The sequence below is a fragment of the Sanguibacter sp. Z1732 genome (assembly GCF_051020515.1).
GTDB lineage: Bacteria > Actinomycetota > Actinomycetes > Actinomycetales > Beutenbergiaceae > CALKWS01.
In genome coordinates this window covers 1,597,649-1,618,093 of record NZ_CP194857.1, presented here as the reverse complement: position 1 = coordinate 1,618,093, position 20,445 = coordinate 1,597,649, and the positions used below count along the sequence as shown (strand labels likewise).

The following is a 20,445-nucleotide window of genomic DNA, read 5'->3' as shown; positions in this document are numbered from 1 at the left end:
CGGGTCAGGGCCAGCGAAGACCGCTGGTCCAGGCTCCGTCCGCCGCGGTGTAGCGCAGCCGGACCTGGCCGCGGTCAGTGGTGGCCTGCCAGAACTCCACCCACTCCGGACGAATAGCGTAGGCGGCCCAGTGCGGGGCCACCAGGTCCGGGTCGGCCTCGACCTCGGCCAGTGATTGCGCATAGGCGTCCCAGTACTCCTGCCGCGAACCCAGAGGCTGGCTCTGCGCACCGTGCGGCATGCGGCCCGCGAACCGGGTGGCCGCGCCAGGAAGTCCGCGGCACCGGCCTCGGCGAACAGTCGCCCCACCCCACCCTGTACCCGCACCTGACGGCCCACGGCGGGCCAGAAGAAGGTCAGTGCGGCGTAGGGGTTGGCCGCCATGTCCTGACCCTTGGGGCTGGTGCACTGGGTGGCGAAGACCCAGCCGCTCGCGTGCAGGTCCTTGAGGATCAGGGTGCGTCCGCTCACCCGGCCGTGCTCATCGGCAGTGGACAGCACCGCCGCGTGCGGGATCGCCACCCCGGCCCCGGCGGCCTCGCGCAGCCACGTGGTGAACAGGGTGACCGGGTCGGTTGGGGCGCTGCCGGGGTCGAACTCCGGCAGCGGGCCGGGAAACGTCGGCAGCGCCCGCAACCATTGGCGCATCAGAGACGTTGCAGCAGTTGCTCAGTGTTCTTGGCGGCCTGCACCGCCGCCACGATCGCCTCCAGCGAGACCCGGATCAGGATCAGATAGAGCAGCGCCAGCAGCCCACCCAGGATCATTGTGGCGAATCCGGCGCCGACGCTGGCCGAGAAACTCGCGATGACCGCGAACAGGTATCCGATCCCGAAGGCGACCAGGAGCAGGATGAACAGCACCTTCACCACGGATTCGGCGATGTAGCGCTTGAAGGTGAAGTCGAAGAGATTGGCGAAGAAGTTCCCGCTCTGCTGCTGCTCATAGCCCTGGACCCACCCAGGGGCGCCCGGGCCGCCAGGTGCGCCGGGACCTGCAGGACCTCCCGGGCCGGCGCCGTATCCGGCGGCCGGGGGCTGGTAGCTCTGCCCCGGAGGCGGGCCCTGGTAGCCACCACCCTGGGGCTGCTGTGCCCCCGGCTGCGGCGGGACTGACTGGTGACCGCCGGGCGGGGGCGGCGGCATGTTCGGGTTCTGCGGCTGGCTGGCGTTGCCGTAGTTGTCAGTCACAAGGACTCCTAGTTTCTTGGTGGTCGGCGGCGCGTGCCCAAACGCAGGTCGCACACGCCTTGTCGTTCCGAAGCGTAGTAGAGCGACCGGCCGCCTGACTGCGGATCGCGATGGGCAGGGGTGCCCATCGACCGGTCCGCGACCCACGGCGAGGATGCCCGCCAAGGTGGAGTCGCCGAAGCAGGACCGGTACCCCGGGGCCGGGATGGCACCGGAAGGACGCCGCCGGCCATCTCAGCGCAGTGGTCGCCACAGCACCAACGCGCGCCGGGAATCCTCACCGGCGCGTTGGCGGGCACGCTGTCCCAGCGGAAGGGCGACGACGTCCCCGGTGGCGCTCGCGGTGAACACCCGGCGATGACCGGTGCTGACCCCGAGCAGGCGCTGGACCTCGGCGACCAGGCGCTCGTTCCGCTCGGTCAGTTCCAGGATGCGTTTGATCCCGGCCAGGTTGACGCCCTCGTCCTGGGAGAGTCGCTGGACCTCCCGGAGCATGTCGACGTCACGTTCGGAGTAGCGCCGCCCCCGACCTGGGGTGCGGCGGGGGACCACGATCCCCAGGCGGTCATACTGGCGCAGCGTCTGCGGGTGCATGCCCGCCAGTTCCGCGGCTGCGGAGATCGCCAGCCGTGGAGTGGTGTAGTGAGCGCCTGGCATCTCATGCCCTTGCCGCATCCGCCAGGCCGGCGCGCGGGTCGGTGTCATCGCTTGCGGCGACGAACGTGTCCAACGCCGACTTGGCCTGCTTGGACAGGTTCCTCGGGACGGCGACCTGCACCGTGACGATCAGGTCACCGGTGCCCCTCGCCGTCTTCACACCCTTGCCCTTGACCCGCAACCGGGCCCCGGACTGGGTGCCGGCCGGGACCTTCAGCCGCACGCTGTCCCCGGACAGGGTCGGCACCGAGATCGTGGCACCCTCCACCGCCTCCGGGAAGGTGATCGGCACGGTGATGGTGAGATTGTTCCCACTGATCCCGAACACCGGGTGCGGGTCCACGTGCACGGTGACCACGAGGTCGCCGGGTGCGCCCCCGCCGATACCGGGCTGGCCCCTTCCGGCCAGGCGGATCTTCTGCCCGTCCCGCACCCCGGCGGGGATGCGGACGTTCATCGAGCGTCCGCCCTCCATGGTCAGAGTGACCGTGGAGCCCTCCACCGCGGTCCGGAAGGGTAGGTGCGCGGACGTGGTGATGTCGCCACCTTTCTGGCCACCGAACCCGAAACCGGATCGCCCGCCGCCGGCCTGCGGCCCCGCACCACCACCGAACAGTCCCCCGAGCAGGTCGTCCAGGTCCGGACCACCGGCACCGCCGGCGCCCCCGGGTCCACCGCTGGAGTAGCGCACCCGTGGCCCTGCGCCCCCGCCACCGGCGAACATGCCGTTGAACAGGTCCTCGAAACCAGTGGCACCGGCGCCGCCGGGGCCGGAGGCGAACCGCGGGCCGCCCCCGGCCATGGCGCGTAGCGCGTCGTACTGCTTGCGCTGCTCGGTATCGGAGAGCACCGCGTAGGCCTCGCCGATCTCCTTGAACTTCCGCTCCGCGGCCGCGTCACCCGGGTTCTGGTCGGGGTGCCACTTGCGGGCCAGTTTGCGGTAGGCCTTCTTGACCGCAGCCGCATCGGCATCCTTGGACACTCCGAGGGTGCGGTAGAAGTCCTTCTCCAGCCAGTCCTGTCCGCTCATGGCACCTCACCTCCCTGGTTCATTGTCGCGTGCAATCTCATGCGCCGTTTGGTCTCGTGCGAGCGGTCGAGTTCACTGCGGCCCGGACACCGCCACCCGCGCCGGCCGGACCACCCGATCGCCCACGCGGTACCCGGGCTGCAACACGGTGGCGATCGTATTCTCGGTCGCCTCCTCGCTGTGCTCGTGCATCAAGGCCTCGTGCACCTCCGGATCGAACGGCTCACCGACGGCACCGAAGCGTGCCACTCCGTACTTGCCGGCGAGACTGGACTCCAGCTTCTCGGCGATCGCACCGAACGGGCCGGACAGTTCCTCGTGCTCACGTGCCGCGGCGATGTCGTCCAGCACCGGGATCAGGGTCTCGACCACATCGGCCACGCCCAGGCTCTGTGCCGATTCCACCTCCGCACGGGAGCGACGCACGTAGTTGTTGAACCGCTGGTCCAGGTTGTACAGGTCCGCCTTCGCGCGTTGCAGCTGGTCGAACAGATCCGCCGCCTCCGCCTTGGCTTCGGCCACCGGGTCGGGCTCGGCTGGGGACTCGTCGTCGGACGCTTCCGGGGTGCCCCCGGCCGGGGCGCCGTCTGGGGAGACGGCGCCCGGCTCGGTGGCTTCCGGCATCTCCTCGCGGCGCTGACCGGTCTCGGGGTCGATGCGCCGCTTGTCGCGAATCACCGGCTTACCCTCGAACTCGGACTCGCTCACTTGGATTCCTCGTCCTCGTCCACGATCTCGGCGTCGACGATGTCCTCATCCTCGCCGGCGCCCGCGTCCGGAGCCTGGCCCTCCGTGGGGCCCGTGTCGCCACCGGCCCCGCCGGCCGCACCCGACTCCGACTGCTGCTGGGCGTAGAGGGCCTCACCGATCTTCTGGCTGGCGGTGGACAGTTCGGTCTGGGCGGTCTTGATCGCCTCGATGTCCTCGCCCTCCAGGGCCTTCTTCAGTTCCTCGACCTTGCCCTTGACCTCGCTGGAAACGTCCTCGGGGAGCTTCTCGGCGTTGTCGGTGAGCAGCCGCTCGGTGGAGTAGGCCAGTTGCTCGGCACTGTTGCGGGTGTCGGCCTCCTCACGGCGCTTGGCGTCCTCGGCCGCGTGGGCCTCGGCCTCCTTGACCATCCGGTCGATCTCCTCCTCCGGCAGCGCCGAGCCACCGGTGATGGTCATCGACTGCTCGGTGCCGGTACCCCGGTCCTTGGCCGAGACATGCACGATGCCGTTGGCGTCGATGTCGAAGGTGACCTCGATCTGCGGCATACCCCGGGGAGCCGGGGCGATACCGGTCAGTTCAAAGGTGCCCAGCGGCTTGTTGTCGCTGGTGAACTCACGCTCACCCTGGAACACCTGGATCGCCACCGAGGGCTGGTTGTCCTCGGCGGTGGAGAACACCTCGCTGCGCTTGGTCGGGATCGCGGTGTTGCGCTCGATCAACTTGGTCATCACCCCGCCCTTGGTCTCGATGCCCAGGGACAGTGGGGTGACGTCGATCAGCAGCACGTCGGTACGGTCCCCCTTGATGACGCCGGCCTGCAGGGCGGCGCCCACAGCCACGACCTCATCGGGGTTCACGCCCTTGTTGGGCTCGCGGCCACCGGTGAGTTGCTTGACCACCTCGGTCACGGCCGGCATCCGGGTGGAACCACCCACGAGCACCACGTGGTCGATCTCGGAGAGGTCGATCCCGGCATCCTTGATGACGTTGTGGAAGGGGGTCTTGGTCCGGTCGAGCAGGTCGGAGGTCATGTCCTCGAACTGCGCGCGGGTCAGGCGCTCGTCCAGGTGGATCGGGCCGTTCTCGCTCATCGACAGGTACTGCAGCGAGATGTTCGTCGAGGTGGCGCTGGACAGTTCCTTCTTGGCCTGTTCGGCGGCCTCACGCAGACGCTGCAGGGCGATCTTGTCCTTGGACAGGTCCACCCCGGAGGAACTCTTGACCTGGTTCACCAACCAGTCGACGATCCGCTGGTCCCAGTCGTCACCGCCGAGTCGGTTGTCGCCGTTGGTGGCGCGCACCTGGATGGTGGAGAAGTCGTCCTCGTCCTTGCCGACTTCCAGCAGGGAGACGTCGAAGGTTCCGCCACCGAGGTCGAAGACGAGGATGAGCTCGTCCTCCTTGCCCTTCTCCAGCCCGTAGGCCAGGGCGGCGGCGGTGGGCTCGTTGACGATCCGCAGCACGTTCAGGCCTGCGACCTGTCCGGCGTCCTTGGTCGCCTGCCGCTCGGCGTCGTTGAAGTAGGCGGGCACGGTGATGACCGCGTCGGTGACCGGCTCACCCAGGTAGGACTCGGCGTCCTTCTTCAACTTGCCCAGCACCCGCGCGGAGATCTCCTGCGCGGTGTAGGTCTTGTCGTCGATGTCGATCGACCAGTCGGTGCCCATGCTGCGCTTGACCGAGGTGACCGTGCGGTCGACGTTGGTGACGGCTTGGCGCTTGGCGATCTCGCCGACCAGCACCTCACCGGTCTTGGAGAACGCGACCACCGAGGGGGTGGTCCGGGCGCCCTCTGCGTTGGCGATGACGGTGGGTTCGCCACCCTCGAGAACCGACACCACCGAGTTCGTGGTGCCCAGGTCGATACCGACCGCTCGTGCCATGGTGATTGCTCCTTCCCGGCCTGTGGGCCGGCGATTGATTCGGGGATGTTCGTGGCGCTGGTGAGCCTCGAAAGGTTCACGGTTGAGTCGTGCGCACTCAAGATTCACCTGCCCGGATTCCGTTGTCAAACCCAGATCGAAGAACTTGAGTCTATTAGGCTCAACTATGCGCGCGGACGGTCTATTCCCAGGTTTCGCGGTACCGCGCCACCACGGCCCTAGCCTTGCCCTGTGCAGCCACTACACACTCACCGATACGGCCAGCGGGGCCAGGCCCGTGGTGCTCCTACATGGAGTCACCGACGCCGGCACCGCGTGGCCGGACCTGGTCTCACACTGGCAGGAGCGGTGGGACATCCACTCTCCGGACCTACGCGGCCACGGCCGCTCCCCTCGGTTTGCCGAGGATCAGCTCGACGCCGCCCCGGACGTCATGCTCGACGACGTGCTGGCTGTGCTCGAGCACATCGGTGAACCGGTGGCACTCATCGGGCACTCGCTCGGGGGGTTTCTCGCACTGCGTGCCGCGCTGGCACGCCCCCGGTACATCGCCGCCCTCGTCCTGGAGGACCCGGCCAGGCCGAGCGGCTCAACTCCCGATCCGCAGTTCGTGGCAGCGAACGAGGCGCTGCTGGACAGCATGGTCGATCCGGGGACCCAGATCGAACGGATGCTGCGCGAGACCCCCTGGACGCGGACCGAGGTGGAAGCCTGGGCCGCCTGCAAACCGCTCGTGGATCGCCGGTACATCGCTCGTGGGCCTGTTCCTGGGTGAAGCGCTCTGGGAGGAGCGTTTCGAGGCGCTGAGCGTCCCCACCCTGCTCATCCTCCCGCCGGAGGCGCCGATGGCTCCGCGTCCGGTGCGCAACGACTCGGTCCGCACGGTCGTGATCCCCGAGTCCGGTCACTGCGTCCGACGGGACCAGCCCGGCCGTTACCACGAGGCCGTCGACGCGTTCCTCGCCGACCACCTGGACGCGTGATCAGTCGGGATTTGCGGGGCCGCCGCGCATAGGTGCACCGCGCAGCACACGCCGCTCGTTGTCGCGCAGGCGTGGCTCATAGTGGGAGAAGAAGACCTTGCCCACCAGGTCCCGCCTGCTGCGCACGCCGGTCTTGGCGAAGATGTTCCCCAGATGGTTCTGGACCGTCAGCCGGGAGATGAACAACGCCGTGGCGATCTCGCTGGTGGAGGATCCGGTGAGCACGAGTTCCACGACCTCACGCTCCCGGGCCGTCAGGCCGTAGGCCGACATCAGCAGCGGGTATATCCGTGCAGGGTGGGCCGGTTCGATGATCACCGCGACCCTGCGTCCGCCCTCACCGCTGAGCGGGGCGCCATGGAGCAGGATCCAGGTGCCATCCGGTGCCAGCACCCGGGAGAAGGCGACCGTGGCGGGCTCGTGCCGGCTGAGGCTCTGCAGACCCTGCGCAGCCACCGCGACGACCGAGGGTGGGAGCCCCTCGGCGGTGGTCTGCGCGTCGCGGAGACGGTCCAGCCAGTGGGCGGCGCCCGGAGTGGCCGATCGCACGCTCCAGGTGTCGTCGATCACCACCAGCCCGGGACCGTCGGCAGCCTCGGGGTCCTTCGCTTCTCCGATCGTCATGGCTCGTCGCACTCCGGCCGCCAGGTGTGGTCCTATTACCTGGAGGAACCTCTTGTCCTGCTCGTCGAACATCGGCGCACCCGGCTTCCGGTACAGGCCGAGCGCACCCCAGGTCTCGCCCTCCCTCGTGCGGAGCCGGGCGAGCATCTCCTGGTCCCCGCCCATCGTCATGTTGAACCGCCACCGCGCACTTGCGCTCGGGTCACCCCCCGTCGCCTCGTGGAGGGTGGAGACGCCGCTGGGCGACAGGGCGATGTCGATGAGCCTGTTGACGTCGTCGCCGTAGTACTCCTGCGCGAGCGCCTCGGCGGGGAAGGCGTCCAGCCCTTCGTGGAAGTGGCTGGTGACTAGCAGCGATGCGGGGTCGAGGGTGAAGTAGCACGGGGTCCAGTAGTGCGGGATCACAGGTGCGAGGACCTCGGTGCAGGATCTCCAGAACGAGACCAGGTCCATCGGTGTCGCGGCGAGAGCGGCGACCTTCTCGATCGCCCGCTCCGTCCGGTCGACGCTCACCGCCCCAGTCTAGGCCCGAGGTGCACTTCAGGAGAATGGCAGATTTCTGGCATACCCTCGGCGCCGCCCCCTCCCTACCGTGGCCCCACCGGAAAGGAGCAGGCCATGAGGATGACGGTATTCGGGGCTAGTGGTTTGGCCGGCAGCGCACTGGTGGAGTTGGCCGTCCGTGAAGGACACACCGTGCGAAGTTTCGTTCGGCCCTCGACCGCGGCACCACCGGCCCTTGCACGGTGCGAGGTCGTTCGTGGTGATGCGCTCGACCCGGACGCCGTGGCATGCGCGATCGCCGGGGCGGATGTCGTCGTGTCGACCTTGGGCGGCTTCCGGGGACCGGCCAGCATGGCGGTCGGAACCGCCAACATCGTGGCCGCGATGCAGCGGGACGGACCGGCCCGCCTGGTGGTCCTCCAGGGTTTCCACATCGACTTTCCCGGCGACCCAAACAACGCGGGCCGCAGCGTCATGCGGGCACTGCTCGCCCTGCGGTGTCGTCCGCTCCTGGGCCACAGCGCGGCGCTGGGTGACCTGCTCCGGGGAACCGACGATCTCGCATGGACACTGGTCCGGGTGCCGCGCATCGTCAAGGGACCCGCCTCGGGCCGGGGGCAGACCGGCCGGTTCGCCCTGGGGCCCACCAGTTCGGTGCGACTCGGAGACGTTGCGGCCACCCTCCTCGAACTCACGGACAACTCGGCGCATGTGCACGCCGCCCCCATGCTCATCACGACCCGTCGCTTCCGTCCGCAGTCACCGACCCGCTCGGCGCGCGGACCACATGCCGATGCGACCGGCGAGGTGCCGACCGCCTGAGTGAACAGGAACGAGACCATGCCCGAAGGTGACGACGTCTATGTCACGATCGCCAGTGCCATCCCCTACGTGAACTATGTGGTCACGGCCTACAAGATCGTCGAGGGGATCTACAACTTCGGCCGGGAGAGCGACACGGACGAGGCGATCCGCCTGCTCGACGAACGGGTCGGACTGCTCGAGCGGGACGTCGCCGCTCTCGACGACAGGCTCAGCGATCTGGAGGTCCGGGTCGCTCAGGGCGAGAACCGGGCCCGGATCAGGACGATCCGGGAGCACCACCTGTCCTTCGCCGGGTGGGCACGCGACCTCCGCGGCCATCCCGAGAAACGGGGGAGCATTGCCGGCAAATCCCTCGACCGGCTCCGGGCGATGTATGGCGACGAGGATCTCTGGCTCTGGAGCGACATCCAACGGAAACCGGAGGACGCCCCCGACACCTGGCGACCGGCGGAGCCGGAGTTCAAGGGCGTCCCGCTCCCGACGTTCGCCGTCGGCGCGATGCTTTGGGCTCTGTCGACCCATGTCCGCCTCGCCGCGGGAGAACCGGCGGCTTCGGCACGAGCGGGCGCCGATGAGGTCCTCGGGTGGGTCGCCACCCGCCGGGATTGGATCCCCCACCAGACCCCTGCCCGGTCACTCGCCGAACGGTTCCGCACCGCGATCAACGTCGAGGTGGTGGTCAGCACGAAGTACGTCACCGCCTCGGGCCACTGCGAGTACGCCTTCGTCGCCGTCAATCGAATCGATCGAACCCGAAGGGGCATCCGCAACGTGCGTCTTTACGTCGGGCCCGCCACGAACACGATGTGCACGGTGGACCCGCGGATCGCCGACCAGGACGAGGCGCTACTGGAGGACGGCTTCGCACAACTGAAGACCCAGCGCGTGATCGAGGAGGCAGCGACCCGCCTCCGGGACCGCGGCACGCTCGCAGATCCCTACGTCGGACGGTTCCCGGACTGGACGGCACACCGGCTCGTGCTCTACGGAATCGAGCCCAGCGGGGTTCTGCGCCGCTACCAGTTCGACACCACCACAGCGCTGGACGAGGCACCGGTCGTGACGCCGGTGGGAGAGGTGGTCGGCACCGGGTGGCAGCACTTCACGGATGTACTCGGCACGCACACCAACGTGGTCTACGCCTTCTCCGGCGACGGGGCGATCGACTGGTACCGGCACGACGACCTCGACCGCGGGCCAGCGGGCTGGACCGGGCCGCGCCGGCTACTGGAGCCCTGCGGGAGCACCCTCTTCCAGCACCATTCAACCGCCAACGCCGGCGGGGGGCGGTTCTTCATCACCACCACCTACGTCGATGACGTGCGGATCAAGCGCTCGCTGGAACTGCTCGTCCACACCGACCCGGCCAACGGCACGAAAGGCCTGCGCACCGACCGGATCGTCCGCAACTGGCGCCGCTACCCCACCACCTTCGGTGGAGGCAGTGGGGTGCTGTACGGCATCGACGACGACGGCGACCTCTACTGGCACCGCCACCAGACCGGGGCGCAGCAGGGCAGGCAATGGGAGGGCCCGGTCAAGATCGGGCATGGCTGGAACGTGTTCACGCGCGTCTTCGCCTTCGGCCACGGCTTCATCGCGGGCCTCTATCCGTCCGGTGAGATGTTGCTCTACCACTTCCGGCAGTGGCAGCACGGTCCCCGCGGAAGTCGCCCGCTCTGGAACGGCCCCATCACTGTTCCGGGCACCCACTGGCGTGGTTTCAAGACGATGGTGCCGATGGCCGGCGACGCGCCGCCGGCGGTGCAGTGAGCAGTGCGTCGAGTGCATGACACTCACCCGGCGCGGCGCAATGCCTCCTCGGCGAAGTCGAAGTCGACCAGCGATACCTGGTCGATCAACAGGGTCCGTGCGGACCCAACGCTGCCGGGCTGAACATCGTAGGCGCGGCAGAAGTCGGCCAGGATGGCCTCGAACGCCTCGTCGTCGTAGTCCCAGTCCTCGAAGGTGACCCACTCGCGCCTGCCGTCGCGGTTGACCGGCGCGCCCTGGCGAGTCACCGGCGAGGTGCCGGCGCGGGCCTCGGCCAGATGAAGACTGGTGCAGTTGGTGGTGCCGAGCAGCAGCGTCCGGCCACCCAGTTCGTAGACCCGCGCCAGCGGTGAGTTCTCGCCGAGGGACCAGGCAAGTTGATGCCCCGCGGTCACCCTCTCGGCCTGCGCGCCCCACGCGGCGAAGGAGACGTGCGGGTGGTTGCTGCGGTGCACCCCGGGCCAGGTTCGTAACGTCTCGGCGATGAGGCCCATGTGCTCACTGGGCGTACGGCGCCGGTCGAATGCCGGCATCTCGCCGCGGATCACCGGCCACCAATGCTCCGGTACCGCGGGTGCTGCCCAGCCTGCGGGGTCGGTCAGGCCGGAGGTATGCGTGGGCACCACCAGCGTGCCGGCATCGGTGAGCACGTCCTGCAGCGCCTGCAGCACGGCGAACGTGCCACCGGCCACCCAGCCGATCGAGCGCAGACTGCTGTGCACCAGCACGACATCACCGGGGCGAAGTCCCAGACCGCGCAGATCCGCGGCCAGGTCTGCTCTGGTCACCGGCCGACCATTCGGGTCGATCAGGTTCCTGACGTCGTTCACCGGCCTCATCCTGCCGGATCGGGCGAGGGACGCCCAGGGAAAATCGACGTGTCGGGCGGGCCGAGATCGCTCGCGTCGGCGCACTGTCGGCCTATTTCGTTGGCGTCCAGAACAAATCCGCTAGGATTACTCTCGTGCCCTGCTCCCGACGGTGAAGAGCGACCCCATGACTGACCCCCGAACTCTGCCGGACTTCGACAGCAGCCGCGCCCGCCACGCCCCCTGGTGGTCCGCGGCGGTTGGGACGGACACCAGCCCATCGAGGCCACCGAGGAATTCATCCCGTTCCTGCGCGAGCACGGCTTCGAGGTGCAGGTTCACGAGTCGCCCGAGCCTTATGCCGACGCCGACCTGATGGCCGGCATCGATCTGATCATGCAGTGCAACACGATGAACACCATCACCGATGGGCAGTTCACCGGCCTGCGCGCCGCGATCGAGGCCGGCACCGGCTTCGGCGGCTGGCACGGCGGCATCGCCGACTCCTACCGGAACAACTCCGACTACCTGCACCTGGTGGGCGGGCAGTTCGCTACCCACCCGGGCAAGGCCCCGGAGGAACGCCGCGGTCACATGGACGACAACTACGTCCCGCACACCATCGAGATCACCGGCGCCGGCCGAAACCACCCCATCACCGCCGGCATCTCCGACTTCGACCTGGTCACCGAGCAGTACTGGGTCCTGGCCGATGACTACAACGACGTGCTGGCCACCACCACCCAGAAGGTACGCCCCTGGGACCCCTGGCACCGGGAGGTCACCTCACCCGCGGTGTGGACCAGGCTGTGGGGTGCCGGGCGCATCTTCGTGTGCACCCCCGGTCACCGCGTGGACATCCTGCGGGACGACAACGTGGGCACCATCGTGCGCAGAGGGCTGTTGTGGGCCAGCCGCTGAACGTCGGGATCATCGGCTGCGGCAACATCTCCCGCCAGTACCTGGACAACCTGCGCCGGCTGGGCAACCTGAACCTGACCGCCGTCAGCGACGTCCACGAGCCCGCCGCCCGCGCGGTGGCCGACGCCGAAGGAGTTCCCGCGCTGCAGGTGACCGACCTGCTGCAGGCGGACACCGTCGATGTGGTGCTGAACCTGACCACGCCCACCGCGCACGCCCCGCTCGCGCTGGCCGCCTTCGAGGCGGGTAAGCACGTCTACCTGGAGAAGCCCTTCGCCACCACACCCACCGAGGCGGAGGAACTCATGAGCGCGACCACCGACACCGGCCTGCGCCTGGGCAGCGCTCCGGACACCGTGCTGGGCACCGGCATCCAGACCGCCCGGGCACTGGTCGATGAGGGCCGGATCGGAGCGCCGGTCGGCGCCACGGCGTTCATGCTGGCCCCCGGGCACGAGTTCTGGCACCCCAACCCCGCCTACTACTACGCCGCGGGCGGTGGCCCGCTGCTGGACATGGGCGTGTACTACCTGACCGCCCTGGTCACCATGCTCGGCCCGGTGCGCACCGTCGCGGCGATGGCCGGTCGCGCCCGTACCGAGCGGATCGTTCCCGAGGGCGCACCGCGCGCCGGTGAGGTACTTCCGGTGAGCGTGGACACCTTCACCTCGGCGCTGTTGCAGCACGCCGGTGGCGCCATCTCCACCCTGGTGGTCAGTTTCGACGTGGTCGCCACCGAGGTACCCCGGATCGAGGTCTACGGGGCCGAGGGCAGCATCGCCGTGCCCGACCCGAACCAGTTCGACGGCGACGTGCGGCTGGGCCGGGTCGGCTCGGAGTTCACCCCGGTGGCTCCCCTGGCCGGTTACCGGGACGCCGGGCGGGGTTACGGCCTCGCTGACATGGCCCGGGCGGTCGACGACGGCGGACCGCACCGGCAGAGCGCCGAACTCGGCTTCCACGTCCACGAGGTGATGGACCGGATCGCCCAAGCAGCCGAGCAGCAGGCGGTGTTGACGGTGCACAGCACCTGCGAGCGCCCGGCACCGGTCCCGCTCAGCGATGACCCAGCCCTGAACTGAGAACCCCGACGAAAGGAAACCGGCGATGACCGCGACGGTGCGGGTGGCAATGATCGGGCACGCCTTCATGGGTGCCGCCCACTCCCAGGCCTGGCGGGCGGTGCACCGCTTCTTCGATCTCGACGTGCATCCCCAGATGGCGGTGCTGGTGGGCCGGGACCCGGCGCGAGCCGCGGAGGCGGCCGCCACCCTGGGATGGCAGGAGTCGGCCACCGACTGGCGCGAGGTGGTGCGCCGTGACGATGTGGACCTGGTGGACATCTGCACCCCCGGTGATACCCACGCCGAGATCGCCCTGGCCGCCCTCGAGGCGGGCAAGCACGTGCTGTGCGAGAAACCGCTGGCCAACACCCTGGCCGAGGCCACCCGGATGACCACCGCCGCCCGCTCGGCGGCAGGCAACGGGGTGCGCTCGATGGTTGGGTTCACCTACCGGCGGGTGCCCGCGGTGGCGCTGATGCGCAGGATGGTCGCCGACGGCGCGATCGGCACCATCCGCCACATCCGCGGCCAGTACCTGCAGGACTGGATCGTGGACCCCGACTTCCCGCTCGTGTGGCGTCTGCAGCAGGAGCGGGCCGGCTCCGGTGCGCTCGGTGACATCGGGGCGCACATCCTGGACCTCGCCCAGTTCGTCTCCGGCCAGCGCATCACCGGGGTGGCCGCGCAGACCGAGACCTTCGTTCGTCGTCGGCCGCTCGCGCACGGGGGCGGCGCCCTGGGCGCCGCGACGGCACAGGCGGACGCACCGATGGGAGAGGTGACCGTCGACGACGCCGCGGTGCTGCTCGCCCGCACCGACGGTGGGGCGCTCGGCACCTTCGAGGCCACCCGGTTCGCCACCGGGCGCAAGAACCGGATCATGCTGGAGATCAACGGCTCTGACGGCACCCTGGCGTTCAACTTCGAGAACATGAACGCCCTGGAGTACTACGACGCTTCCCGAGGGGATCTGTCCGGTTTCACCACCATTCCGGTGACCGAACCGACCCACCCCTACGTGGAGGCTTGGTGGCCGCCCGGGCACGGGCTGGGCTATGAGCACGCGTTCATCCACCAGGCCCGGGACTTCCTGGAGGCGATCGCCACCGGAACCGACCCGGAACCCTCATTCGCCGAGGGCACCGGGGTGCAGCACCTGCTGGAGGCGGTGCTGGCCAGCGCCGCGGACCACGCCCGCTGGACCGACGTGGGCATCTGAAGCACCGCGGCCCTGCTCTCAAATCGGTAACGGTCCCCCGCCGCCGCAACAGTGGTCGCGATGGTGACACAGAGCAGTCATCACACACCGACCACGTACAAGGGGATAGCCGATGAGACACGCGGGACTGATCGCCGCCGCAACCATGGTCGCGGGACTGGGCCTCGCCGGGTGCGGGAGCACCGGTACGGACTCGGGGGGCGCACCGGAGACGGTGGAAGCCACCCGGGAGTACCGCGAGCCCGCGATGGACGCCGACGCCGGCTACGACGAGGCCGGGGGCTACGCCGACGCCGCCGATGACGGCCACGTCCCCAGCCAGCCCTCCGGTGACATCTCCGTCCGGGAGGTCATCACCACCGCCGAGGTGAGCATCGTGGTGTCCGACCCCGCTGCGAGCGCCAACGAGGTGGTACGCCTGGCCGAGACCGCCGGCGGCCGGGTGGACCAGCGTTCGGTGCACGCGGCGGACAACGACGGTGACGACGACTACCCGGCCAGCGGGTGGTTGACGGTGCGTATTCCCGCCGCCGATCTGGATGACTTCCTCGACGACCTGGACGAAGTGGGCGAGATCCGCCAGATCAGCCAGAGTTCCGACGACGTCACCCAGGTCGCCCAGGACCTCGACGCCCGGATCGAGGCGCTGGAGACATCGACCGACCGGTTGCTGGACATCATGGCCGAGGCCGAGGACAGCGCGGACCTGATCGCGGCCGAGGAGGCCCTGAGCCGGCGGCAGGGCGAACTGGAGTCGCTGCGCTCACAGCGGGCGTACCTGTCCGACCAGGTCGCCATGTCCACCGTGCACGTGGACCTCACGGCAGAGCGGGCGCCGGCGATCGAGTCCGACGGCTTCACCGGTGGGCTACAGACCGGATGGCACGCCATGATCTCCTTCGTCTCGGCCCTGCTGGTCCTCGCCGGCGTGCTGGCGCCGTGGCTGGCGATCGTCGGGGTGCCCCTGCTGGCGCTCATCCTGGTGCTGCGCCGGCGCCGCCGGTCCCGGGTGGCCGGAGCGACGTCGGGGTCCACCCCGGGAACCGAGGCGACGGTAGCGGCTTCGGCCGCTCCGGACGGGACGTCGCAGACCCCTCAGAAGTAGCCGGTGACGGCGCCGGGTGCGGGGATCCGCTGTCAGCGAATCGTGGAATTGAGCCGACCCCGCTCAAGTTGAACTGGGTGGCACGTGTTCGTGCGTGAACTGTCAATCTTCTGGAGGAATACGATGAGCACTCTTTCCCTGTGGTCCCGCCGCAACCCCGCCGCCGAGTTCGACGCCCTGGTTCGCAACGCCTTCGGCACCCACGCCCTGGCCACGACCGGGTACACCCCGGCCGCCGAGGTGGTGCGCGAGGGTGAGGACGCCCTGGTGCGGTTGGAACTGCCCGGCGTGAACATCGACTCCGACGTGACCGTGGAGGTGACCGACGGACGGCTCGTGATCCGCGGTGAGCGCCACGCGACGAAGGAGTCGGCCGAGAACGCCACCGTTCGGGAGATCCGCTATGGCTCCTTCGAGCGCACCTTCCGGCTGCCGGGTTCGGTCGGTGCCGACCAGATCAGCGCCGACTACGACGCCGGGATCCTCACCGTGCGCGTGGCCGGTGCCTACGCCGGCGCCACACCGCGCCAGATCGCCATCAACACGGGTGCCCCGGCGCGGGCCGGGGGCGAGCAGGCCGAGTAAGCCGTGATCACCCGCACTTGAGGACCCCCGGACACACCAACCGGCCGGGCCGGCCCGCACGGGTCGCGCCCGGCCGGCGTACGTCCGCCCCCGGCTACCCAGCCGGCGGGGTGCGGTCGCCGACGGCGATCCCGGCCGGGCCGACGGCGAAACTCGCCCGGTCCAGTCCGCTGGCCCCGGCGTGGGCTTGCCCGAGCAGGGACAAGCCGTGGCTGCCACCCACCCCCAGCACCGCACACCCGGCGGCCAGGCCCGCGGTGACCCCGGCCGGGGCGTCCTCGATCACCAGGCACCGACCCGGATCCACACCGAGCGCCTGAGCACCCAGGCGGAACGGATCAGGATATGGCTTGCCGCGCTCGACGTCGTCGGCCGTGATCACCACCTCGGGTGGTTCCAGCCCGGAACCGTTGATACGCGCCCACGCTTGCGCATGGGTGCAGGAGGTGACGATCGCTGCCTGATCCGGGCCCAGTGAGCCCAGTGCGAACTCGGCGCCGGGCAGCACGGGGATTCCGGTCGCATCGGCGATCTCCAGTTCCAGGATCCGGGCGACGCCGGCCTGCACCTGCGCGGCGGGCAGCAGAGTCGGGACCACCTGGGAGGCCGGGATCCCATGCTGCACCTCGAACGTCTCGGCGTCGGGCAGGCCGAACTCACGGGCCCACCGGCGCCAGCAACGCTGCGCCGAGGCAGCCGAGTCGATCAGGGTGCCGTCCATGTCGAACAGCACGGCGTCGAAGGTGCGGTCGGCGAACGCGCGGCCCGGCGTCGGCAGGCCGACGCCTCCGGCCTCCGGGGTGCGGCCGTGCACTCAGGACAGGCGGGCGGGCGGGGACTGGGTCAGCGAGGCGTCGGTCTCCACGACTTTGCCGAGGGCCTTGTCGATCCTCTTCAGCACCGACTTGTCCAGTTTCACCCCGGCCGCGCCGACGTTGTCGCGCACCTGCTCCGGCCGGGAGGCTCCGATGATCGCCGAGGCCACGTTGGGGTTCTGCAGCACCCAGGCCACCGCGAGTTGGGCCATGGTCAGGTCCAGTTCATCGGCGATCGGCTTGAGTTTGGCGACCGCCTTCAGGGTCTTGTTGTTGAGGAACTTGGCGATCATGTCAGCCCCGCCCTTGGTGTCGGTGGCGCGCGAGCCCTCCGGGAAGTCCTTGCCGGGGCTGTACTTGCCGGTCAGCACACCCTGGGCGATCGGGGAGAACACCACCTGGGAGATGCCCACCTTCTCCGAGGCCGGGACCACCTCGCTCTCGATGACCCGCCACAGCATCGAGTACTGCGGTTGGTTGGAGATCAGTTGCACGCCGAGGGCGTCGGCGAGCGCGTGGCCCTCCTTGAGCTGGTCGGCGGTCCACTCGCTCACCCCGATGTACAGGGCCTTGCCGGCCCGGACCACGTCGGCGAAGGCCTGCATGGTCTCTTCCAGGGGTGTCTCGTAATCGAACCGGTGCGCCTGGTACAGGTCCACGTAGTCGGTGCCCAGGCGCTTGAGGGAGGCGTCGATGGACTCCCGGATGTGCTTGCGGGACAGCCCGGTGTCGTTGTGGCCCATCGGACCGGTGGGGAAGTAGACCTTGGTGAAGATCTCCAGCGACTCGCGCCGCTCACCCTTCAGGGCCTTCCCTAGCACCTCCTCGGCCACCGTGTTGGCGTAGGTGTCGGCGGTGTCGAAGGTGCTGATGCCCTCATCCAGGGCCGCCTGGACACATCGCGTGGCGACCTCGTTCTCCACCTGGGAGCCGTGGGTGAGCCAGTTGCCGTAGGTGATCTCGGAGACTTTGAGACCACTGTTGCCGAGGTATCGGAATTCCATACCGCCACCCTAGAGGGCTTCCGGTGAGCGTGCTACGGGTGGCACCCTCCCTATCGTTCCACCGCCGCCCCGGGGTCGGGGCAGGGGGTGGGCAGAAGTGTGCGAGGAGTGCGCGCGAAGAAGCCGCGGGGGTCCGGACCCCCGGGGTGTCCGGACCCCCGATTGCGCCGGTCGGCACATGCGGTCCTGCGCGGTGCTGTGCGGCGGGCAGAGCCCGCGGGGTCAGGCGGTCTGACCGGCGTGCTTACCTTCGCCGATCTCCTCCACGATCTTGTCGTTGAAGGCGGGCAGATCATCCGGGGTACGGCTGGACACCAGACCCTGGTCCACCACGACCTCCTCATCCACCCAGGTCGCCCCGGCGTTGCGCAGGTCGGTCTTGAGGCTGGGGAAAGAGGTGATCGTGCGACCCTTCAGCACATCGGCATCGGCCAGGATCCAGGGGCCGTGGCAGATCACCCCGACCGGCTTGTGCTGGTTGAAGAAGTCCCGGGTGAAGTCGACCGCGTCGGTGTCCATCCGGAGGTGATCGGCGTTGGAGGTGCCGCCGGGCAGCACCAGGCCGTCGAAGTCGGCGGCCTTGGCCTGGCTCACGTGCATGTCCACGTCCTGGGTGTGGCCCTTCTTGCCCTCGACGCGCTCCCGCTCGGGCGACACGAGCACCGCCTGGGCGCCGGCGTCGGTGACCGCCTGCCAGGGGCTGGTCAACTCGCTGTCCTCGAAGTTGTCCGTGAGCAGGAACGCGATCTTCTTTCCACTCAGGTCAGCCATCATGCTCTCCCTTCGTCGCTGTCATCAGGTCCGCTCACCACGCTAACCGGGGCGGCCGTGATGTGCCCGCCGGGCGGGGTACGGCCGCCCGAACCGGCTTCCGGGCGTTGCCTAACGCCGAAGCGGTCCTACTGACCGCCCATGCCGGTGGTGGCCACCCCGCGCACGATCTGGCGCTGGAACAACATGAACACCACCAGCAGCGGCAGGGCCGCCAGCAGCGCCGCGGCCATGGTGCGGGCGTACTGCAGGCCGTAGGTCTCGGTCACCGTGGCCAGGCCCACCGGGATGGTCATCAGCGCCGAGTCCGTGGTGACGATGAAGGGCCAGAGGAAGTTGTTCCACGCACTGATGAACACGAAGATCCCCACCGCCCCGAGGATCGCGCGGGACAACGGCAGTACTACGGTCCAGAAGGTGCGCCAGGTGCCGGCGCCGTCCACACGGGCGGCGTCGATGAGTTCGCGCGGAATGCCGTCGAAGAACTTCTTCAGGATGAACACCATGATCGGTGCCACGACCTGGGGAAGGATGATTCCGGCGAAGGTGTCCACCATGCGGAAGACCAGCATCTGCTGGAACAGCGGCACGATCAGGATCTGGGCGGGCACCATGATCGAGGCGATCGTGACCGCGAACATCCAGCCACGGCCTCGGAACACCAACTGGGAGAAGGCATAGGCCGCCATTGCCGAGATGATCAGGGTGATAGCGGTGACCAGCACGGCCACCAGCAAGGAGTTGAACATCCACAGGGGAAGGGCGCCGCGCGTGATGACGCCGATGTAGGCGCCGAGGGTCCACCCGCCCTCGGGCACGAGCTCCCCGGGGTTGGCCGCGTCGACTTCGGACTTGAACGAGGTGATCACGGCCCAGGCGAACGGCAGCAGCCAGATCACGGTCATCAGGATGAGCGCCGCCACGGAGAGGACTCTGCCGCCGGTGCTGGAGCCGAGCAGCAGGTTGGTCGCGCGCCGGCTCTCCGCGCGGCGCACGATCGCCCGCCGGCGGGCCACCTCGGGTAGGACGAGGGACTGCGTCGCCATCTCAGGGCTCCCTTCGGGCTGCGAGCAACCGGGTCAGTGACACCGCGACGATCAGGGCGAAGAAGATGAAGGAGATCGCTGCCGAGTAGCCCAGCCGGTAGTTCACGAAGCCGGTGTCATAGATGTAGACCAGCACCGAACGGGTCGAGCCGGCGGGGCCACCACCGGTGAGGAGGTAGATCTGGTCGAACACCTTGAGCGAGGCCAGGATCTGCAACACCAGCACCACCCCGGTGATCCGACGTACCTGCGGCAGCGTGATCGACCACAGCCGCCGCCAGGCCCCCGCCCCGTCGATCGCCGCGGCCTCGTAATGATGCTCGGGGATGGCCTGCAACGCCGAGAGGTAGAGCAGGAAGTTGAAACCCACCGTCCACCACACGGTCACCAGCGCGATGGACCACATGGCCACGCGTTCGTCGGTGAGCCAACCCACCGGGTCGAGTCCGACGGCGGTCAGCCAGGTGTTGAGCAGACCCAGCTCGGGGTTGAACAACCATGACCACACATCGGTGACCACGACGACCGGCAACAGGAAGGAGGCGAAGAACGCGAACCGCCACAACCACTGCCCTGGCAGCCCGGTGTACACCAGCAAAGCCATCACCAGTGCCACGATCACCAGCGGAATCGTGGTGATGATCGTGAAGAAGACGGTCTGCCACAGCGTCTGCCAGACCTGCGGATCGGAGAACGCCTCGGCGTAGTTGGACAAGCCGATCACCGAGGGTTCCAGGCCGATCAGGGATCGGTCGGTCAGACTCATCCACATGCCGTAGATGATCGGCCAGACCAGGAAGAGGAGGAACGCCAGGGCAAAGGGGGCCAGGAACCAGTAACCGCTTCCCCCCGAGTGCAGGCGTTGGGCGCGGCGCTCGGCCTCACGTCGGGCCCGGCGTACGTCGCGGGGGACGGACATCGGGGCT

22 protein-coding genes and 1 pseudogene are annotated in these 20,445 nt (G+C 68.9%); 9 read left to right on the top strand and 14 right to left on the bottom strand.

Annotated features, from left to right (window positions below; translation table 11 throughout):
* Positions 1-4: 4 nt before the first annotated feature.
* The 7 genes and pseudogenes from ACRRRO_RS08635 to dnaK form a co-directional block, all read right to left on the bottom strand.
* Complete coding sequence (locus tag ACRRRO_RS08635) at positions 5-241, bottom strand: pyridoxine 5'-phosphate oxidase C-terminal domain-containing protein (protein WP_434081394.1); 237 nt, start codon at positions 239-241, stop codon at positions 5-7.
* A 122-nt stretch (positions 242-363) separates the two neighbouring features.
* Positions 364-648, bottom strand: a pseudogene (locus tag ACRRRO_RS08630) (pyridoxamine 5'-phosphate oxidase family protein); the annotation flags it as partial.
* A complete protein-coding gene (locus tag ACRRRO_RS08625; protein ID WP_424788679.1) occupies positions 648-1,190 on the bottom strand; it encodes a DUF4282 domain-containing protein in 543 nt (180 codons plus the stop codon). The gene ACRRRO_RS08625 and the pseudogene ACRRRO_RS08630, both read right to left, overlap by 1 nt.
* A 234-nt stretch (positions 1,191-1,424) precedes the next feature.
* Positions 1,425-1,847, bottom strand: coding sequence for a heat shock protein transcriptional repressor HspR (locus ACRRRO_RS08620; protein WP_424788680.1), 423 nt, complete (start codon positions 1,845-1,847; stop codon positions 1,425-1,427).
* A 1-nt stretch (position 1,848) separates the two neighbouring features.
* A complete protein-coding gene (locus ACRRRO_RS08615) occupies positions 1,849-2,877 on the bottom strand; it encodes a DnaJ C-terminal domain-containing protein (RefSeq protein WP_424795439.1) in 1,029 nt (342 codons plus the stop codon).
* 72 nt (positions 2,878-2,949) lie between these two features.
* Entirely contained in the window at positions 2,950-3,585 is a 636-nt protein-coding gene (locus tag ACRRRO_RS08610; protein ID WP_424795440.1) for a nucleotide exchange factor GrpE, read from the bottom strand.
* Positions 3,582-5,471 (bottom strand): molecular chaperone DnaK, encoded by a 1,890-nt coding sequence (gene dnaK / locus ACRRRO_RS08605; RefSeq protein WP_424795441.1) that lies wholly within the window; start codon positions 5,469-5,471, stop codon positions 3,582-3,584. The genes ACRRRO_RS08610 and dnaK overlap by 4 nt, the downstream gene beginning before the upstream one ends.
* 277 nt (positions 5,472-5,748) lie before the next feature.
* Between dnaK and ACRRRO_RS08600 the strand changes: the two genes are divergently transcribed.
* Both ACRRRO_RS08600 and ACRRRO_RS08595 read left to right on the top strand, forming a co-directional pair.
* Positions 5,749-6,246 carry an alpha/beta fold hydrolase gene (locus ACRRRO_RS08600; protein ID WP_434081393.1) on the top strand — a complete coding sequence of 166 codons (498 nt, stop codon included), beginning with the start codon at positions 5,749-5,751 and terminating at the stop codon, positions 6,244-6,246.
* Positions 6,227-6,454, top strand: coding sequence for an alpha/beta fold hydrolase (locus tag ACRRRO_RS08595; protein WP_434081392.1), 228 nt, complete (start codon positions 6,227-6,229; stop codon positions 6,452-6,454). Before ACRRRO_RS08600 ends, ACRRRO_RS08595 begins: the two co-directional genes overlap by 20 nt.
* Here the strand turns inward: ACRRRO_RS08595 and ACRRRO_RS08590 are convergent, their stop codons facing one another.
* Positions 6,455-7,591, bottom strand: coding sequence for a LuxR C-terminal-related transcriptional regulator (locus tag ACRRRO_RS08590; RefSeq protein ID WP_424795443.1), 1,137 nt, complete (start codon positions 7,589-7,591; stop codon positions 6,455-6,457). It abuts the gene before it with no gap.
* Between the two features lie 105 nt (positions 7,592-7,696).
* On the opposite strand from ACRRRO_RS08590, the gene ACRRRO_RS08585 reads away from it, so the two are divergent.
* Entirely contained in the window at positions 7,697-8,404 is a 708-nt protein-coding gene (locus ACRRRO_RS08585; protein ID WP_424795444.1) for an NAD(P)-dependent oxidoreductase, read from the top strand.
* Positions 8,405-10,180, top strand: a complete 1,776-nt coding sequence (locus ACRRRO_RS08580; RefSeq protein ID WP_434081391.1) for a tachylectin-related carbohydrate-binding protein — start codon at positions 8,405-8,407, stop codon at positions 10,178-10,180. It begins immediately after the preceding gene.
* 23 nt (positions 10,181-10,203) lie between these two features.
* Here ACRRRO_RS08580 and ACRRRO_RS08575 read toward each other — a convergent pair whose 3' ends face one another.
* Positions 10,204-11,010 carry an aminoglycoside N(3)-acetyltransferase gene (locus ACRRRO_RS08575; RefSeq protein ID WP_434081390.1) on the bottom strand — a complete coding sequence of 269 codons (807 nt, stop codon included), beginning with the start codon at positions 11,008-11,010 and terminating at the stop codon, positions 10,204-10,206.
* Between the two features lie 222 nt (positions 11,011-11,232).
* On the opposite strand from ACRRRO_RS08575, the gene ACRRRO_RS08570 reads away from it, so the two are divergent.
* The 5 genes from ACRRRO_RS08570 to ACRRRO_RS08550 all read left to right on the top strand — a co-directional run bounded on the left by ACRRRO_RS08570 (position 11,233) and on the right by ACRRRO_RS08550 (position 15,883).
* The gene (locus ACRRRO_RS08570; RefSeq protein ID WP_434081571.1) at positions 11,233-11,910 is read left to right on the top strand and encodes a ThuA domain-containing protein; all 678 of its coding nucleotides are present in this window, start codon (positions 11,233-11,235) and stop codon (positions 11,908-11,910) included.
* A complete protein-coding gene (locus ACRRRO_RS08565; protein WP_424795448.1) occupies positions 11,895-12,992 on the top strand; it encodes a Gfo/Idh/MocA family protein in 1,098 nt (365 codons plus the stop codon). The genes ACRRRO_RS08570 and ACRRRO_RS08565 overlap by 16 nt, the downstream gene beginning before the upstream one ends.
* A 25-nt stretch (positions 12,993-13,017) precedes the next feature.
* Positions 13,018-14,193 (top strand): Gfo/Idh/MocA family protein, encoded by a 1,176-nt coding sequence (locus ACRRRO_RS08560; protein WP_424795449.1) that lies wholly within the window; start codon positions 13,018-13,020, stop codon positions 14,191-14,193.
* Between the two features lie 112 nt (positions 14,194-14,305).
* Entirely contained in the window at positions 14,306-15,298 is a 993-nt protein-coding gene (locus ACRRRO_RS08555) for a DUF4349 domain-containing protein (protein ID WP_424795450.1), read from the top strand.
* A 123-nt stretch (positions 15,299-15,421) separates the two neighbouring features.
* A complete protein-coding gene (locus tag ACRRRO_RS08550; protein WP_424795451.1) occupies positions 15,422-15,883 on the top strand; it encodes an Hsp20/alpha crystallin family protein in 462 nt (153 codons plus the stop codon).
* Between the two features lie 94 nt (positions 15,884-15,977).
* Here ACRRRO_RS08550 and ACRRRO_RS08545 read toward each other — a convergent pair whose 3' ends face one another.
* From ACRRRO_RS08545 to ACRRRO_RS08525, 5 genes are all read right to left on the bottom strand, one after another.
* Positions 15,978-16,697, bottom strand: coding sequence for an HAD-IA family hydrolase (locus ACRRRO_RS08545; protein WP_424795452.1), 720 nt, complete (start codon positions 16,695-16,697; stop codon positions 15,978-15,980).
* Complete coding sequence (locus ACRRRO_RS08540) at positions 16,698-17,702, bottom strand: aldo/keto reductase family protein (RefSeq protein ID WP_424795453.1); 1,005 nt, start codon at positions 17,700-17,702, stop codon at positions 16,698-16,700.
* Between the two features lie 222 nt (positions 17,703-17,924).
* Positions 17,925-18,473: a type 1 glutamine amidotransferase domain-containing protein gene (locus ACRRRO_RS08535; protein WP_424795454.1), complete on the bottom strand. Its 549-nt coding sequence runs from the start codon at positions 18,471-18,473 to the stop codon at positions 17,925-17,927.
* 128 nt (positions 18,474-18,601) lie between these two features.
* A complete protein-coding gene (locus tag ACRRRO_RS08530) occupies positions 18,602-19,519 on the bottom strand; it encodes a carbohydrate ABC transporter permease (RefSeq protein WP_424788694.1) in 918 nt (305 codons plus the stop codon).
* 1 nt (position 19,520) lies between these two features.
* Positions 19,521-20,438 (bottom strand): carbohydrate ABC transporter permease, encoded by a 918-nt coding sequence (locus ACRRRO_RS08525; RefSeq protein WP_424788695.1) that lies wholly within the window; start codon positions 20,436-20,438, stop codon positions 19,521-19,523.
* Between the last annotated feature and the right edge of the window lie 7 nt (positions 20,439-20,445).

Excerpts from the sequence above, each read along its gene's own strand:
- ACRRRO_RS08555 (WP_424795450.1), top strand. The coding sequence starts at position 14,306 with ATGAGACACGCGGGACTGATCGCCGCCGCAACCATGGTCGCGGGACTG.
- ACRRRO_RS08535 (WP_424795454.1), bottom strand. The coding sequence starts at position 18,473 with ATGGCTGACCTGAGTGGAAAGAAGATCGCGTTCCTGCTCACGGACAAC.
- ACRRRO_RS08530 (WP_424788694.1), bottom strand. The coding sequence starts at position 19,519 with ATGGCGACGCAGTCCCTCGTCCTACCCGAGGTGGCCCGCCGGCGGGCG.
- ACRRRO_RS08615 (WP_424795439.1), bottom strand. The coding sequence starts at position 2,877 with ATGAGCGGACAGGACTGGCTGGAGAAGGACTTCTACCGCACCCTCGGA.
- ACRRRO_RS08620 (WP_424788680.1), bottom strand. The coding sequence starts at position 1,847 with ATGCCAGGCGCTCACTACACCACTCCACGGCTGGCGATCTCCGCAGCC.
- ACRRRO_RS08525 (WP_424788695.1), bottom strand. The coding sequence starts at position 20,438 with ATGTCCGTCCCCCGCGACGTACGCCGGGCCCGACGTGAGGCCGAGCGC.
- ACRRRO_RS08540 (WP_424795453.1), bottom strand. The coding sequence starts at position 17,702 with ATGGAATTCCGATACCTCGGCAACAGTGGTCTCAAAGTCTCCGAGATC.
- dnaK (WP_424795441.1), bottom strand. The coding sequence starts at position 5,471 with ATGGCACGAGCGGTCGGTATCGACCTGGGCACCACGAACTCGGTGGTG.
- ACRRRO_RS08550 (WP_424795451.1), top strand. The coding sequence starts at position 15,422 with ATGAGCACTCTTTCCCTGTGGTCCCGCCGCAACCCCGCCGCCGAGTTC.
- ACRRRO_RS08560 (WP_424795449.1), top strand. The coding sequence starts at position 13,018 with ATGACCGCGACGGTGCGGGTGGCAATGATCGGGCACGCCTTCATGGGT.
- ACRRRO_RS08635 (WP_434081394.1), bottom strand. The coding sequence starts at position 241 with ATGCCGCACGGTGCGCAGAGCCAGCCTCTGGGTTCGCGGCAGGAGTAC.
- ACRRRO_RS08585 (WP_424795444.1), top strand. The coding sequence starts at position 7,697 with ATGAGGATGACGGTATTCGGGGCTAGTGGTTTGGCCGGCAGCGCACTG.